Raw genomic sequence first — 15,959 nt, 5'->3', positions numbered from 1 at the left:
AATTTAAATGAACAATATTTTAGTTAGTGGTAACTTTTTAGCAATTTTAGGAGCTTCTGTGGCTGCATTGGCAGGTATAGGAAGTGCAATAGGTGTTGGTATAGCAGGTCAGGCAGCAGCTGGAGTTGTTGCGGAAGATCCTAAAAAATTTGGTTCTACATTGATTTTGCAGGCATTGCCTGGTACTCAGGGTATATATGGACTTTTGGTTGCATTTATCATCCTTAATAAAATTGGTTTATTAGGCGGAAGCATGGCAGAACTTTCTGCAGTTCAGGGAGGATTATTCCTTGCAGCAGCTCTTCCAATAGGTGTTGTAGGTATAATTTCAGCAATTCATCAGGGCAAGGTTGCAGCATCTGGTATTATGCTTATTGGCAAGAGACCAGAAGAAATAGCAAAAGCTATGGTTTACGCTGCAATGGTTGAAACATATGCAGTATTGGCACTTCTTATTTCTTTCCTTATGATAAACGGAATTGCTATTTAATAAAAGTACTAAAATTTAAATAAGGATGTGAAAAGATGAGCATTGAAAATATAACTACGAATATTTTAAGCGATGCAAGAAACATTGCTGAGATTTCCATAGCAAATGCTGAGAAAACTAAGCAAGAAATAATAGATAAAGCTAAATTAGAAGCTGAAGCAATTATAAAAGCAGCTGCAGAAAAGTCTGAAAAGGAAGCTGAAGGCTTGAAAAGCAGAAAAGTATCTGCTGCAGAGCTTCAAGGAAGAAAAATGATGCTTTCCGCAAAGCAGGAAGTCATTAAGAAAAGCTTCAATTCAGCACTTGAAAAGCTTAAAACAATGCCAGAAGACGAGTATTTGAGTTTCCTTACAGATGAAGTTGTAAAGATTCCAAATTGCAAGGGAACAATAATATTGAATGAGAGTGACAAGAACAAAATCGGCGAAAAATTAGTTAAAGCAGTCAATGAAAAATTAAAAGCAGAAAAGATTGTATTAAGCGATAAAACAATTGAATCAAGCGGAGGATTTGTGCTTAACAACGGATCAATTGAAATCAACAGCACCTTTGAAACCATATTGGACTCCATGAGGGATGAACTTACAAACGAAGTTGCAAATGCGCTTTTTAGATAATTTTCCTGCCTGAAAGGAGGAATGGCTTTGGCAAAGATTAAAGATACAGATTATTTGTTTTCTACTGCACGTGTTCGAAGTGTTGAAAAAAACATGCTTACTCGTGAAAGAGCAGAAAAAATGATTGATGCAAAAACAAATGAAGATGCCTTAAGGGTGCTGGATGATCTGAATTACGGCAATTCCGGCGAAGCAGTCGAACCTAATGACTATGAAAAGCTCTTATCATTTGAACATAAGAAGACATATGACTTCATAACTTCTGTAGCTCCTGAGCTGGATTTCTTCAACATGTTCTTGTATCCATACGATTATCACAATTTAAAGGTAATCATGAAGGCGGAATACTTAGGAATAGATGCTTCAGAGAATCTTGTTGATACCGGATCCATTGACCTGAAAGTTTTGAAATATTCTGTAAAAGAAAGAGATTTTTCAGGCCTAACAGAAAATATGAGCAAAGCTTTAAAGGAAATAATCGAGACATTTCCTAAAACAAACGATCCTCAGGTAATAGATTTTGTCCTGGACAAATATTGTTATGATGAAATGCTCAGTTCAGCAAGAAACACAAACAGCAATTTTATAATTGATTATGTCAAAATGCAAATAGATGCAATCAATTTGAAAACATATGTAAGACTTAAAAGAATGAACAAGTCATGGGACTTTTTCACGAAGGTTTTCTTAAATGGCGGAAAAATTCATGAACAGGTGTTTATCAAAAACTATGATGAGCCTTTTGAAAAGTTTGCAGAGCAGCTTTCGGCATACGGCTTCAGGGAATTGTTCCTTGAAGGTACAGAATCACTGGTAAACACAGGAATGTTTACAAAGCTTGAAAAACTTCTGGACAACAAAATCATCGAGCATGTTAAGGGTGCTAAATATATTCCTTTTGGAATAGAGCCTCTTGCAGGCTACCTAATAGCAAAGGACAACGAGATTAAAATTGCAAGAATTATAATGGCAGGCAAACTTGCAGGTATCTCGCCGGAACTTATCAGAGAGAGGTTGAGAGAGACTTATGTATAAGATAGGTGTTATAGGAGATAAACAAAGTATTCTGGGTTTTAAGGCAGTTGGACTTGATGTCTTTGACTGCATAACGAAAGATGATGCAAGACACACTCTTCGTGAGATAGCAAAGGAAGATTATGCCATAATTTATATTACGGAAAATTTCTATGCTGAAATCAAGGATACTGTTTACGAATACAATGAAAAACGCCTGCCGGCAATAATACCTATTCCTGGAATGCATGGAACTGAGGGAATAGGAATTCAGAATATCAAAAAGGCAGTTGAAAAAGCAGTCGGTGCCGACATATTGTTCAACAATGACTAATAAACAAATGTATATAAAATTGAAAGCAGGTGATTTATTTAATGAGCCAAGGTAGAGTAGTAAAAATATCCGGTCCGCTTGTCATTGCAGAAGGAATGAAAGAAGCAGACATGTTCGACGTTGTACGTGTAAGTGAACAGGGATTGATTGGTGAAATTATAGAGATGCGCGGCGACAAAGCATCTATACAGGTATATGAAGAAACAGCAGGATTAGCTCCAGGAGCTCCTGTGGTAACTACAGGTGCACAGTTGTCAGTAGAATTGGGACCTGGTCTTATTGAAACAATTTATGACGGTATTCAGCGTCCATTGGAAGAAATAAGAAAAATTGCAGGACCTAACATAGCAAGAGGAGTTCAGGTTCCTTCTCTTAATAGAGAAAAGAAGTGGGAATTTGTTCCTGTAGCAAAGGTTGGTGACAAGGTTCAGGCCGGTGATATCGTAGGTACTGTTCAAGAAACAATAGTAGTTCAGCAGAAGATAATGGTTCCTTATGGAGTCAGCGGAACAATTGAAGAAATAAAATCAGGAAGTTTCACTGTTGAAGAAACAGTGTATGTTGTTAAAAAAGACAACGGAGAAAAAGTAAATCTTACAATGATGCAAAAATGGCCTGTAAGAAAGGGTCGTCCATACAAGGAAAAACTTGTTCCGGAAAGACCGCTGGTTACAGGACAAAGAGTTATAGACACAATGTTCCCTATATCAAAGGGTGGGGTTGCAGCTGTTCCGGGACCTTTTGGAAGCGGAAAGACAGTTGTTCAGCATCAGCTTGCTAAATGGGCAGATGCGGAAATAGTTGTTTATATAGGCTGCGGCGAACGTGGAAATGAGATGACAGACGTTCTTATGGAGTTCCCTGAATTAAAGGACCCAAGAACAGGCGAATCTCTTATGAAGCGTACAGTCTTAATAGCAAACACATCAGATATGCCTGTTGCTGCCCGTGAAGCAAGCATCTACACAGGTATTACAATAGCAGAATATTTCAGAGACATGGGTTATTCAGTAGCATTGATGGCAGACTCAACATCCCGTTGGGCGGAAGCTCTTCGTGAAATGTCAGGCCGTCTTGAAGAAATGCCTGGTGAAGAAGGATATCCGGCTTACCTTGCATCACGTCTTGCTCAGTTCTATGAAAGAGCAGGAAGAGTTATAAGCCTTGGTTCAGAAGGAAGAGAAGGAACGTTGTCTGCAATAGGAGCCGTATCACCTCCAGGAGGAGATATTTCAGAACCTGTTTCACAGGCAACGCTTCGTATAGTAAAAGTATTCTGGGCTCTTGATGCTCAGCTTGCTTACAAGCGTCACTTCCCGGCAATCAACTGGCTGAATAGCTACTCCTTGTATGTTGACAGACTTAACAAGTGGTTTGATGAAAATGTGGCAAGAAACTGGTCAGAACTTCGTGCAGAAACAATGAAGCTTTTGCAGGAAGAAGCAGAATTGAACGAAATAGTTCAGTTGGTCGGCGTTGATTCACTTTCAGTTGATGACAGGCTCAAGCTTGAAGCTACCCGTTCCATAAGAGAAGACTATTTGCATCAGAATGCTTTCCATGAAGTTGACACATATACTTCACTTGAAAAACAATATAAGCTTTTGACATTAATTTTGAAATATTACGAAGACGGCTTGGCAGCACTCAAGGACGGGGCAGATTTTAAAGCATTGTCAGACCTTGCTGTAAGAGAAAGAATTGGAAGATTTAAATATACAGAAGAAAAAGATATAGCAGGAGTTTATGAAGACATCAGAAAACAAATTGAAACTGAAATGTCAGCTCTTGTAGCAAGCAGGGAGGTTGAGTAGGATGATTAGAGAATATAAGACTATATCTGAGGTTGCAGGTCCTCTGATGCTTGTTAAAAATGTTGAAAATGTAGCATATGACGAGTTGGGAGTAATTGAACTTCCAAACGGAGAAACAAGAAGCTGCAGAGTTCTTGAAATTAACGGAAGCAATGCTTTGGTACAGCTGTTTGAAAGCTCTGCAGGAATAAACCTGGCAGAAAGCAAAGTTAAGTTTCTGGGAAGAGGAATGGAACTTGCCGTGTCATACGACATGCTTGGCCGTGTATTTGACGGTCTTGGAAGACCTATAGACAACGGCCCTGAAATAATTCCTGAAAAAAGAATGGATATAAGCGGTCTGCCAATGAACCCTTCAGCACGTGACTATCCTGATGAGTTCATACAAACAGGAGTATCTGCAATAGACGGTCTTAACACACTTGTTAGAGGTCAGAAGCTGCCTATATTCTCAGGCTCAGGTCTGCCTCACGCTGACCTTGCAGCACAAATTGCACGTCAGTCTAGAGTTCTCGGAACTGAATCAAACTTTGCCGTTGTATTTGCAGCAATTGGTATCACTTATGAAGAAGCAGACTTCTTCATTACTGACTTCAGGAAAACAGGTGCAATTGACAGAACAGTATTGTTCATGAACCTTGCAGATGACCCTGCCATCGAACGTATTTCAACTCCTCGTATGGCTTTGACTGCTGCTGAGTTTCTGGCATTTGAAAAAGGAATGCACGTCCTGGTAATCCTTACAGACATAACAAACTACGCGGAAGCTCTCCGTGAAGTATCCGCAGCCCGCAAGGAAGTTCCGGGAAGACGTGGATATCCAGGTTATCTTTACACTGACTTGGCTTCACTTTATGAAAGAGCAGGAAGAAAAAGAGATACAGAAGGATCTATTACCATGATTCCTATACTCACGATGCCTGAAGACGATAAAACTCACCCTATCCCTGACCTTACAGGATACATTACAGAAGGACAGATAATTCTTTCCCGTGAATTGTACAGAAAGAATATCAAGCCTCCTATAGACGTTCTTCCTTCACTTTCACGTTTGAAAGACAAAGGTATAGGCAAAGGAAAAACAAGAGAAGACCACTCAGACGTACTGAACCAGCTTTTTGCAGCTTATGCAAGAGGTAAGGAAGCTAAAGAGCTCATGGCAATACTGGGTGAAGCAGCTCTTTCCGATACAGATAAGTTCTATGCAAAATTTGCTGATGAATTTGAAAAGAAATATGTGTCACAGGGATATGAAACAAACAGAACAATTGAAGAAACCTTGGAAATAGGATGGAATCTTTTGACACTTCTTCCTAAGAGTGAATTGAAACGTATAAGAGACGCGTATATCGAAAAATACTATCCAAAAAATGAATAATGAGGGGGGAAACGCATGGCAAGGTTAAATGTAAATCCGACCAGAATGGTGTTAACCTCTTTGAAAAAGCGATTAAAGGTGGCTGTTAAGGGTCACAAGATGCTGAAAGATAAACGTGATGAGCTTATGAAGCAGTTTTTGGAGCTTGCCAGAGAAAATAAAAGGTTAAGAGAGCAAGTGGAAGCCCAAATCGGAAGCATCTATTCAAATTTCGTAATAGCCAGCGCCGTCATGTCTTCAGAAGTATTGAATGAAGCGTTGATGTATCCAAAGCAGGGAGTTTCCATAGAAGTAGGCAGAAAAAATGTAATGAGCGTTGATGTGCCGGTTTTTGATTTTACAACAACAACAGATGACACTTCTAACATTTATCCTTACGGTTTTGCCAACACTTCAGCAGAGCTAGACAATGCCATTGAAAATTTGTCGGGAGTATTTCCTGAAATGCTTCGTCTGGCTGCTGTTGAAAAAGAAGTTCAACTTCTTGCGGCTGAAATAGAAAAAACAAGAAGAAGAGTTAATGCTCTTGAATATGTTATGATTCCACAGTTCCAGGAAACAATCAAGTACATTCAAATGAAGCTTGATGAAAATGAAAGAGGAAATCAGACAAGGCTCATGAAGGTCAAGGACCTGATGGTCAAGGCAGCCATAGAAGAAAAACAAGAAAAAACACAGGCTGCACTGGAAGAGTACAGTTCACAATTTTAAATGAAATGTGGTGTCGCAAATGCGGCACCGTTTTATTTTTTCTTGACAATCTGTGTCTTTACATATATACTTTGAGTATCAAATAACTAGATATTTAAAACAATGGAGAATATATGGAATTAAAAGAATTGAAAATAGGAAATTTGACAGCAAGAATCCCTATAGTGCAGGGAGGCATGGGCATAGGCGTTTCGCTTTCCAACCTTGCAGCAGCCGTTGCCAATCAGGGAGGCATCGGAACAATATCAGGCGTACAAATAGGTTTCAGGGAGTCTGATTTCGAAACAAATCCTGTGGAAGCAAATTTAAGAGCAATTGCTAAAGAAATAAAAAAAGCAAGAGAAAAAACAAAAGGAATCATAGCCATGAATTTTATGGCAGCCATGAACAACTATGAACTTTACGTTAAAAAGGCTGTCGAGGAAAAAATAGATCTTATAGTGTCAGGAGCAGGTCTTCCAATTGCTCTGCCAAAGCTGGTAAAGGACTCGGCAACAAAAATTGCGCCCATAGTATCTTCTGCAAAGGCTACAAAAATAATCATCAGAAGCTGGCTCAAACATGACAGATTACCTGATGCTGTTGTGGTGGAGGGACCATTGGCCGGAGGTCACCTTGGATTTAAGATGGAAGAAATGATTGAAGGAACTTACAAGTCCTTGAAGGAAATTGTAATCGAGGTTAAAGAACTTATTGCTTCCTATGAAGAACAATATGGAGTTAAAATACCTGTTATAGCTGCAGGTGGACTTAGAACAAAGGAAGATATAATGGAGCTGGCAGATGCAGGAGCAGATGGCTTTCAGCTTGCAAGCATTTTTGTTCCCACGGTTGAATGCGATGCTCACGATAACTTCAAGCATGCATATATAAATGCACAAAAAGAAGATGTAATGATAATCAAAAGTCCTGTTGGTATGCCTGCAAGAGCAATACAGACTCATTTCCTTACAAATTCCATGGAAAACGGATGTATTGTTAACAAGTGCTATGGCTGCATATCAGAATGCAATCCTAGAGAAATTCCCTACTGCATATCAAGAGGCTTAATTGATGCAGTAAACGGTAAAGATGGATTGATTTTTTCAGGAGCGAATCTTGACAGCATTGACAAGATGACAACAGTAAAAGAAGTAATAGACAAGCTGATAAATTAATTATTTATCCTATGAACAAAAAGGCAGATGATCATCTGCCTTTTTTTGTATCTCAAATATCACGACCATTATTTCAAATAACACAACCATTATTTACACTTGACACTATTTAAAAATGCATTTATACTTATATTTATAACATTGTTAAAATTTACTGATGTGATTAATATAATAAAAAAGTGGTAATATAATTAAATAACTACTAAAAGGAGGTTTTTTATGAAAGGAGACACATTTCAAATTTTTATTTCAATGATAATCTACATGGCCGTTGTAATCGGAATAGGACTGTATTTTGCAAGGAGAGCCAATGAAAGCAGCGAGAATTATTTTTTGGGCGGAAGGTCACTGGGCCCTCTTGTAACAGCCATGAGTGCCGAAGCATCCGACATGAGCGGATGGCTTTTGATGGGTCTTCCCGGGGTTGCATATTGGTATGGCTTAAGCGATGCTGCATGGACAGCTATAGGACTTGCTGCAGGAACATATTTGAACTGGCTTTTTGTAGCTAAAAGACTTCATAATTATTCAGTTGTTGCAGGCGATTCCATAACACTTCCAGATTTTTTTAGCAACCGTTTTAAAGAAAAAAATAAAATTATCATGACCATTTCAGCAATATTCATTCTTGTATTCTTTACGGTTTATGCTTCAAGCTGTTTTGTCACAGTAGGAAAATTGTTTAATAGTCTGTTTGGGTTTAAATACCAGTACATGATGATTGCAGGTGCAATGTTTGTATTGTTTTACACATTTGTGGGAGGTTTTCTGGCTGAGACAGCATCTGACACCATGCAGGCCTTCGTTATGATTTTTGCGCTCATTACAATATTGTTTGTGGGAGTATCGGCAGCCGGAGGATTGGCGGTTGTTGCATCAAATGCAAAATCAATTCCAGGGTTTTTCGAGTTTTTCGGCATTGCCTCACCTAAGGTAGTTGACGGAACACAAGAAATATTAAATGGAGTACCTCAGTTTAATGAGGCGGGTAAATATGGATGGTACACAATTTTATCCACTATGGCATGGGGTCTTGGTTACTTTGGAATGCCACAGGTTCTTCTGAGATTTATGGCTATAAGAGATCCAAAGGAACTTACTCAGTCAAGAAGAATTGCCACTGTATGGGTTATAATTTCCCTTGGAGCAGCTGTTGCCCTAGGAATAATAGGAAGATCTTTGTTCCCTGCACAGCTTACAACTTACAGCGCTTCCGAAAGCATTTTTATAGTGCTTACATCAAATCTGCTTCCTTCTGTGCTTGCAGGGTTTGTAATGGCAGGAATACTGGCAGCCACAATCAGTTCATCTGATTCATATCTTTTAATAGCAGCTTCTGCATTTTCAAAAAACATTTATCAGCATCTCATCAAAAAAGATGCAACAGATAAACAGGTTATGAACATGTCAAGAATAATTCTTGTAGTGATTTCTGTTTTAGGAATAATCATTGCCCTTGATGAGAACAGTGTTATTTTTACAATTGTATCATTTGCATGGGCAGGATTTGGAGCTACATTCGGCCCAATAACAATATTATCGCTTTTCTGGAAACGAACAACCAGGGAAGGTGCAATTGCAGGCATGTTGTCAGGAGGAACTGCAGTATTTGTCTGGAAGCTAATTTTAAAGCCCATGGGAGGATTCTTTGGAGTATATGAGCTGCTTCCTGCATTTATAGTTTCATGCATTTTCATTTATGCAGTATCAAAAATGACAGCCGAACCTTCAGCTGAAATAAAAGATGAATTTGAAAAGGTTAAGAAAATGGCACAGGAATAAAAATAAAGGGCGAAAGCCCTTTTCTTTATTTCTCCAAATTCTTGCAGGTGTCCATTATTTGATGGTACACGTCTTCAATGTGGCGTGAATAATTTTTGTTTTCTAATTTGCTCACACAGTTTTCAATAACAACTTTTTCTCTTGCTTCATCATATACGGGAAGATCATGTTCTTTTTTGTAATGTCCTATTTTAAGAACCACATTAAACCTTCTTTCCAGGAGTTTCACCAGTTCATCATCGATTGAGTTTATTTCTTTTCTATATTTTTCCATTGTCATTTTCCCTTCAACTTATATTTCTCTCCCAACTGCCTGGGCAATGAGTTTTAATTTTTCCATGAGAAGTGTAAATTTTTCCGGCTTTATGGATTGATTTCCATCACACAGTGCATTTTCAGGATCGTTGTGAACTTCAATTATAAGTCCGTCGGCTCCTGCAGCCACAGCAGCCATGGCCATGGGCTCTACCATCCACCACATTCCCGTGGAATGGCTGGGGTCAACTATTACAGGAAGATGGCTCAGTTTTTTAATTGCCGGAATTGCACTTAAATCAAGTGTGTTTCTCGTGTAGTTTTCAAATGTCCTTATGCCTCTCTCACATAAAATCACGTTGTCGTTGCCTCCCAGCAAAATATATTCTGCGGACATTAAAAGCTCTTCGACAGTGGAAGAAAGGCCTCTTTTTAACAATATGGGTTTTCTGGTCTTCCCAAGCTGCTTTAGAAGCTCAAAGTTCTGCATGTTTCTGGCCCCAACCTGTATTATGTCAACATTCTCAACATATTCGTCAATATATTCTGTTGACATTATTTCTGTAACAATTGGAAGACCTGTTTGTTGTCTTGCATACTTCAAAAGCTCCAACCCCTCATCCTTAAGACCCTGAAAGCTGTAAGGGGATGTTCGGGGCTTAAAGGCTCCGCCCCTTAAAAACCCAGCTCCGGCTTTTTTGACTGATTTGGCAATTGATAATATTTGTTCTCTGCTTTCAACAGAGCATGGCCCTGCCATTATGGACAGTTTGTTCCCGCCTATTGTTTCCTTTCCCACTTTTATGTGGGTGTCATGGGGATGGAAAAGCCTGTTTGCTTTTTTGTAAGGCTCCTGAACAAATACAACCTTATCTATGTATTCATAGGCCTCGTAAACGCCCGGATCTATTTTGCTTGTATCGCCTATAATGCTTAATATGTGGTAGTTGGGTTCATTTATTTCGTTTAACTCAAAGCCCATTTTCAATATTTTTTCTTTTATTATATGAACTTCGGATTCATCTGCATTCTTGTTTAAGATTAATAACATACTAACTCCCGAAATGTATTTCATGATTAAAATCTATCATATTATTACAGAAAGTCAATATATTTTTCATATCTATTCTTTTTTGTTCTTATGGACAAAATGCCGTAAATTGTCATAATTCCGTGTAAAACAATAAATTAAATTGCAGACACTATGCTTTTGTGATATAATCTACTCAAATATGGATGGCTAGGAGGTATTATGAAAAGTAAAATACTTAATAAAATATTATTGTTGACTGTGGTAATTTCTCTGCTGTTTACAATGACTGCAAATGCCGCTGCATTTACTGATATATCAACTCACTGGGCTAAAAGCTACATAGAGAGGGTGGCAGCAAAGGGGATTGTATCCGGATATGATAACGGAACGTTCAAACCGGACAACAATGTCACAGTGTTGGAGGCCTTGGTGATGATATCCAGACTTTATGACATAGACGATGATTTGAAAGAAAAGATAGTTGAAGAATATGAGCCTTCACTTAAGACAATGACAAACACATTGTATAATGAATGGTCTTTTGAATATTTATCGGTTATAATCGAACTTGGAGTTGTTTCTGAAAACGGAATTGAAGACATGTTTGCAAAGAAAACAATATTCCAGCAAGCAACAAGAGAAGAAATAGCAGTGCTTCTTACAAAGGCGATGATGCTTGGGGATGAAGCTCAGAGTTTAAAGGTTTACACTCTTCCTTTTGCTGATGCAGCTAAAATATCCACATCCGCAAGACCATACGTATATGTTATGTATGACAAGGACATATTTGAAGGAGACTCAAATAAAAATATAAATCCATCAAATAAAATTACAAGGGCTGAAATCGCAACTTTGCTGGACAAGGCCTACAAATATATAGATGAAAATGACGTGTACCCGGACTTTGATGATTATGAACCCACAACATCATTGAGCGGCATAATAACCGAAGTTTCAGAAGGTTCTGCGGAATCATACATTTATGTTAAGGACGACAATGAAGTTGAAAGCATTGTTAAAATAAATAAAGATACAGACATATACTTGAACGGAAAAGCTAAAGATATTGATGATCTTAAAGAGGACATGCTTGTAAAGTGTAAAATAAACAGCGAAAGAATTGCAGTGAAGCTGGAAGCAGACAGTTCAACAGACGTGGTAAGAGGCATTATTTATTACGTTGCATACGTGGCTCCTGCAAAAATTACCATAATTGATGAAGACGACGATAAAATTACATATGATATGCCTACGGATGTTAAAGTATATCTTGACGGCAAGGAAATAGCACTTAAGGAACTTGATAAAAATGATGAAGTTACATTGTACATAGATGATGATAAGGTTTATCAAATTAATTCCATAAGCAGAATCAAGAAATACAGCGGAACCATAACTGCCATTGACTACAATTATCCTATAGTGGTTAAAATGAAGACTAAAGAAGGCGTTATTAAGTCATTTACGTTCAACAGCGATGTGGATGTAACAAGGAACGACGATGATTCAAACTTCGATCAGGTAAGAGTTGGAGATGAAGTTACTATAACAACAGAATATGATGAAATGATTGCTATCAACACAATTGCAAAAGAAGCTGAAATGAGCGGAACAATTAAGGAAATTATAATAGGTGATGACAACAAAATTAAAATTGCCGATGAAGACGGTGAAACAACACAATATGCTGTGAGCAACAATGTTATAATTACCATAGGTAGCAGCAATGCAACCATTTATGACCTTAGGGTCGGCTACAATGTCAGTGTCAATACTTCAGGCAATGAAATTGTTACAATAGAGGCAGCTCAGCTGCAGACTGCAAAGAGCTTCTCAGGAAAAGTAATCTACATCAATACAGACGATAAAATTATTATGATGCAAAATATTAAGGACAACGGTCAAAAGGAGCTAATTTACCTTACTGTCACAAACAATACAAAGATATTTGACACAACAGGATCTACAAAATACTTTAAGGATCTGGAAGAAGGCGAAAACATATTGAGCACTGCTATTTCCCAGAGCGGAGAATATGTGGCAGCAAGCATAATGATACAGTAAATGGAAGCATCTGGGAACAGATGCTTTTTTACTTCAAGACAAGGAGATGATTATATGAAAAAAACTACAATGATTTTGATGTTAGCTTTAACTTTTGTGTCACTTCAATCGGGCTGCACCAGACTGCCGGCATCGGAGGAAACAGGAGTGAAGCCTTCTGAATATACGGGAAAACTCAGTGCGGAGGAAATGAAGAAGGAAAATGAAAGCTTAAAGACTGAACTTGACAGCACAAAATTGGAACTTGAAAAATTGGAGAAGGATTATTTAAATCTTGCTAAAAACAATGAAGCTATAATCTCACAGCTTCAAGAAGTTGAATCAAGACTCGACATAGTGGTAAGTGATGACTTACCTGATTTTAAATCAGAAGGAACAGACAAGAACAGCATCATATCTTACTTGAACGACAGCATATCATCACTTGATGATTCATACAGAAAAATTGAAATAATTCTGTCCACAGACAGCAAAATATTGTTTCTTACAACAGGCTACGGAGAAAAATTCAGCCAGGTGTTCACGTGGACTATAGGTGAAGACAAGCCTTCAATAATAGAAGGTGCAAGTTTTGAAAGGTCAGGAAAGTGGCAGTGGCTTTTACAGGATAAGTTCATAGTAATTGATTCCGGAAGCGGCGATAAAAAAATAATTGATGTGCAAAACAGCATGGTTGCAGGAGAATTCAAATCAAAGGGTGAAATGTATCTTTTTCCTGACACTTTAACAGTGCTGATTCAAAATCCTGAAAACAATGTTTTCTCTCTTTATGACTTTGGTCTGTCATTAGACCAGGAGCTTAAGCTTGACAGCAAGAACAAATATACATCATTCCGTGTTGATGATGGTGACATTATATTTGAAGGAATATACAAGGATCAGGGAATAGAATATAATGTTTCGGCAACAATTAATATTGAAGAAATGAAGGAAGCTTACAGCATAAAAAGCATTGATGAAACAGGTCCAAATGAAAATATGGACACCATAGAATCACAAGATTCTTTGGATGCCCAAAGTGATAATTCAGAAGGAAAAACAGTGTGATAATATGAAATATGATGTTATTGTAATAGGAGCAGGTGCAGCAGGCCTTTTTGCTGCTTGTACCATCAAGGACAAAAGTGTGCTGCTCATTGATAAAAACAGCGCTGCAGGCAGGAAAATTCTTTTGTCAGGGGCAGGCCAGTGCAACTTCACAAACAGCTGTGAAATGAGTGAATTTTTAATGAGATACGGCGAAAGGGGCAGGTTTTTAAGGACTGCCCTTTTCAGCTTTACAAACAAACATGCAGTGGAGTTTTTCGAGAAATCAGGAGTTGAGACCATTGTTAGAGAAGACGGCAAAGTTTTTCCTGCATCATTTAAATCATCAGATATAGTTGAAGCATTAATTGAAAAGTGCAGAAAAAACAATGTGAAAATTTTATATGATGAGTCAGTAGAAAAAGTGAGCAGGGATGAAGATAAAGACATGTTTCTGGTGAAAACAATAAAGACCACCCATGCAGGAACAAATATCATAATTGCTGTTGGTGGAAAATCGTACCCTAATACCGGGTCTTCCGGTGACGGATATGAATTTGCAAAGTCACTGGGGCACACAATAGAACAGCCAAAACCATGCCTTGCACCGGTGTATGTGGAAAATTACCCCTTCAGAGAGTTGTCCGGAATATCCTTTGAAAGCATCAAAATAAGTCTTTGTAGAAACAACAAAAAAATTAAGGAATTTTCAGGAGACATGCTTTTCACTCACGTGAACATTTCAGGACCTGTTATACTCAACAATTCAAGATATATGGAAAAGGGAGATGTACTTAAAATCAATTTCACTTCTTTTCCAAATGCTGAAGAATTTAAAACTGATTTTGAAAATATGATTTTCAGCTCAGGCAAGTACAATGTGAAGACTGTGCTCAAATCTCTTGACATGCCAAAGCGCTTCACTGATAAGATAATGGAGATTACAGGAATACAAGAAGACAAAATGTGCAGTGAACTTGACAAAAATAAAAGAAAGAAGCTTATGGAGATGCTTTGTGAACACAGCCTCACAGTGGAAAGACTTGGAGACTACAACATTGCTATGGCCACAAGGGGTGGTGTGAAAACATCTGAAATCAATCAAAAAACAATGGAGTCAAAAATTGTTCCCGGTCTTTACTTTGCCGGAGAAGTAATTGATTATGATGGAGACACTGGAGGATTCAACATACAGGCAGCTTTTTCAACCGGGCATCTTTCTGCAGAAAGTATAAAAAAAAATAAAGGGTGATTGCTGTAATGCTGCAATATCAACAGTGCCAGAATTTTCACAAATTACGGCGCTGTTGACATTCTGCGAACATTATAATATAATTGGGTAAACGTAAACACAAATTTCAGAAATTAATTTACCATGACTAATAAAATAATAATAAAAGATGCAGGAGGTTACTAGTGGCAAAGAAAAAAAGCATATTGGATTTGCATAAAATGAAACAGAGCGGCGAAAAAGCGGTATGGGTTACTGCTTATGACTACCCCATGGCATCTTTTGCTGAGCAGGCAGGGATGGACATGATACTTGTGGGTGATTCCCTGGGCATGATTGTATACGGTTATGACGGCACGGTTCCTGTAACAATGGAAGACTGTATAATTCATTCAAAGGCTGTCAGAAGGGGTGCACCAAACACATTCATCATTGGAGACATGCCTTTCGGATCATATCACATATCAGATGGAGATGCAGTATATAACGCATGCAGGTTTTTGAAGGAAGCAAACTGCGACGCCATAAAGCTTGAAGGCGGAACAAGGGTTGCAAGTAAAGTGAAAGCAATTTCTGATGCCGGAATAGTGGTGTTCGGGCACATAGGATTAACACCTCAAAGCGCAGGGCAGCTTGGCGGGTTCAAGGCCCAGGGTCTTTATGTGGACAGCGCGAGATCATTGATTAAAGATGCTCTGGCAATTCAGGAAGCAGGAGCATTAGCCATTTTGCTTGAAGGTGTGCCACCGGAACTCACTGAATTTATTTCAAAAAAACTTACTATTCCTGTTTACGGAATAGGAGCCGGAATTCCATGTGATGGACAGGTTCTTGTATTAGGTGATCTTCTTGGAATGTTTCAGAATTTCACACCTAAGTTTGCAAAAAAATATGCCAATCTCGCTGAAGTTGTGACAAATGCGTTCAAGGAATATGCCAATGATGTGAGATGCGGAAATTTTCCTGAAGAAAAGCATGTCTACCACATCAAGGACAGCATTGAGGATTTTGAAAGATTATTTGAAGAATTCAAAGAAAGTTAAAAAACGGTAA

15 protein-coding genes are annotated in these 15,959 nt (G+C 38.2%); 13 read left to right on the top strand and 2 right to left on the bottom strand.

The window, feature by feature from the left end:
* The first annotated feature begins 7 nt into the window (after positions 1-7).
* From BN358_RS00150 to putP, 9 genes are all read left to right on the top strand, one after another.
* Entirely contained in the window at positions 8-490 is a 483-nt protein-coding gene (locus tag BN358_RS00150) for a V-type ATP synthase subunit K (RefSeq protein ID WP_019227302.1), read from the top strand.
* 35 nt (positions 491-525) lie between these two features.
* Positions 526-1,107 carry a V-type ATP synthase subunit E gene (locus BN358_RS00145; RefSeq protein WP_019227301.1) on the top strand — a complete coding sequence of 194 codons (582 nt, stop codon included), beginning with the start codon at positions 526-528 and terminating at the stop codon, positions 1,105-1,107.
* Between the two features lie 27 nt (positions 1,108-1,134).
* Positions 1,135-2,142, top strand: coding sequence for a V-type ATP synthase subunit C (locus tag BN358_RS00140; protein WP_019227300.1), 1,008 nt, complete (start codon positions 1,135-1,137; stop codon positions 2,140-2,142).
* On the top strand, positions 2,135-2,455 hold the full coding sequence (locus tag BN358_RS00135; protein WP_019227299.1) for a V-type ATP synthase subunit F: 321 nt from the start codon (positions 2,135-2,137) through the stop codon (positions 2,453-2,455). Before BN358_RS00140 ends, BN358_RS00135 begins: the two co-directional genes overlap by 8 nt.
* A 41-nt stretch (positions 2,456-2,496) precedes the next feature.
* A complete protein-coding gene (locus BN358_RS00130; RefSeq protein ID WP_019227298.1) occupies positions 2,497-4,269 on the top strand; it encodes a V-type ATP synthase subunit A in 1,773 nt (590 codons plus the stop codon).
* A 1-nt stretch (position 4,270) separates the two neighbouring features.
* Positions 4,271-5,647, top strand: coding sequence for a V-type ATP synthase subunit B (locus BN358_RS00125; protein ID WP_019227297.1), 1,377 nt, complete (start codon positions 4,271-4,273; stop codon positions 5,645-5,647).
* Between the two features lie 15 nt (positions 5,648-5,662).
* Positions 5,663-6,358: a V-type ATP synthase subunit D gene (locus BN358_RS00120; RefSeq protein WP_019227296.1), complete on the top strand. Its 696-nt coding sequence runs from the start codon at positions 5,663-5,665 to the stop codon at positions 6,356-6,358.
* A gap of 113 nt (positions 6,359-6,471) precedes the next feature.
* Positions 6,472-7,515, top strand: a complete 1,044-nt coding sequence (locus BN358_RS00115; protein WP_019227295.1) for a nitronate monooxygenase family protein — start codon at positions 6,472-6,474, stop codon at positions 7,513-7,515.
* Positions 7,516-7,734: 219 nt separating this feature from the next.
* Complete coding sequence (putP, locus tag BN358_RS00110; RefSeq protein WP_019227294.1) at positions 7,735-9,297, top strand: sodium/proline symporter PutP; 1,563 nt, start codon at positions 7,735-7,737, stop codon at positions 9,295-9,297.
* A 25-nt stretch (positions 9,298-9,322) separates the two neighbouring features.
* On the opposite strand, the gene BN358_RS00105 is transcribed toward putP, so the two are convergent.
* Positions 9,323-9,571, bottom strand: coding sequence for a chorismate mutase (locus BN358_RS00105; RefSeq protein WP_198018329.1), 249 nt, complete (start codon positions 9,569-9,571; stop codon positions 9,323-9,325).
* An 18-nt stretch (positions 9,572-9,589) separates the two neighbouring features.
* A complete protein-coding gene (gene aroF, locus BN358_RS00100) occupies positions 9,590-10,603 on the bottom strand; it encodes a 3-deoxy-7-phosphoheptulonate synthase (RefSeq protein ID WP_019227292.1) in 1,014 nt (337 codons plus the stop codon).
* 201 nt (positions 10,604-10,804) lie between these two features.
* Here aroF and BN358_RS00095 point away from each other — a divergent pair, with 201 nt between their 5' ends.
* The 4 genes from BN358_RS00095 (at position 10,805) to panB (ending at position 15,949) form a co-directional block, all read left to right on the top strand.
* Complete coding sequence (locus tag BN358_RS00095) at positions 10,805-12,649, top strand: S-layer homology domain-containing protein (RefSeq protein WP_019227291.1); 1,845 nt, start codon at positions 10,805-10,807, stop codon at positions 12,647-12,649.
* A 54-nt stretch (positions 12,650-12,703) separates the two neighbouring features.
* A complete protein-coding gene (locus BN358_RS00090) occupies positions 12,704-13,696 on the top strand; it encodes a hypothetical protein (protein ID WP_157593200.1) in 993 nt (330 codons plus the stop codon).
* Positions 13,668-14,927 (top strand): NAD(P)/FAD-dependent oxidoreductase, encoded by a 1,260-nt coding sequence (locus BN358_RS00085; protein ID WP_019227289.1) that lies wholly within the window; start codon positions 13,668-13,670, stop codon positions 14,925-14,927. Before BN358_RS00090 ends, BN358_RS00085 begins: the two co-directional genes overlap by 29 nt.
* 164 nt (positions 14,928-15,091) lie before the next feature.
* Complete coding sequence (gene panB, locus BN358_RS00080) at positions 15,092-15,949, top strand: 3-methyl-2-oxobutanoate hydroxymethyltransferase (RefSeq protein ID WP_019227288.1); 858 nt, start codon at positions 15,092-15,094, stop codon at positions 15,947-15,949.
* Positions 15,950-15,959 lie beyond the last annotated feature (10 nt).

The sequence above is a fragment of the Sedimentibacter sp. B4 genome (assembly GCF_000309315.1).
Taxonomy (GTDB): Bacteria; Bacillota; Clostridia; order Tissierellales; family Sedimentibacteraceae; genus Sedimentibacter; species Sedimentibacter saalensis.
Note: the sequence above shows the minus strand (reverse complement) of the source record. Positions and strands in the feature narration are given on the sequence as shown.

Bases quoted from the DNA above. Each gene is read 5' to 3' on its own strand.
- BN358_RS00150 (WP_019227302.1), top strand. From the start codon at position 8: ATGAACAATATTTTAGTTAGTGGTAACTTTTTAGCAATTTTAGGAGCT.
- BN358_RS00145 (WP_019227301.1), top strand. From the start codon at position 526: ATGAGCATTGAAAATATAACTACGAATATTTTAAGCGATGCAAGAAAC.
- BN358_RS00135 (WP_019227299.1), top strand. From the start codon at position 2,135: ATGTATAAGATAGGTGTTATAGGAGATAAACAAAGTATTCTGGGTTTT.
- BN358_RS00130 (WP_019227298.1), top strand. From the start codon at position 2,497: ATGAGCCAAGGTAGAGTAGTAAAAATATCCGGTCCGCTTGTCATTGCA.
- BN358_RS00125 (WP_019227297.1), top strand. From the start codon at position 4,271: ATGATTAGAGAATATAAGACTATATCTGAGGTTGCAGGTCCTCTGATG.
- BN358_RS00120 (WP_019227296.1), top strand. From the start codon at position 5,663: ATGGCAAGGTTAAATGTAAATCCGACCAGAATGGTGTTAACCTCTTTG.
- BN358_RS00115 (WP_019227295.1), top strand. From the start codon at position 6,472: ATGGAATTAAAAGAATTGAAAATAGGAAATTTGACAGCAAGAATCCCT.
- putP (WP_019227294.1), top strand. From the start codon at position 7,735: ATGAAAGGAGACACATTTCAAATTTTTATTTCAATGATAATCTACATG.
- BN358_RS00105 (WP_198018329.1), bottom strand. From the start codon at position 9,571: ATGGAAAAATATAGAAAAGAAATAAACTCAATCGATGATGAACTGGTG.
- aroF (WP_019227292.1), bottom strand. From the start codon at position 10,603: ATGTTATTAATCTTAAACAAGAATGCAGATGAATCCGAAGTTCATATA.
- BN358_RS00095 (WP_019227291.1), top strand. From the start codon at position 10,805: ATGAAAAGTAAAATACTTAATAAAATATTATTGTTGACTGTGGTAATT.
- BN358_RS00090 (WP_157593200.1), top strand. From the start codon at position 12,704: ATGAAAAAAACTACAATGATTTTGATGTTAGCTTTAACTTTTGTGTCA.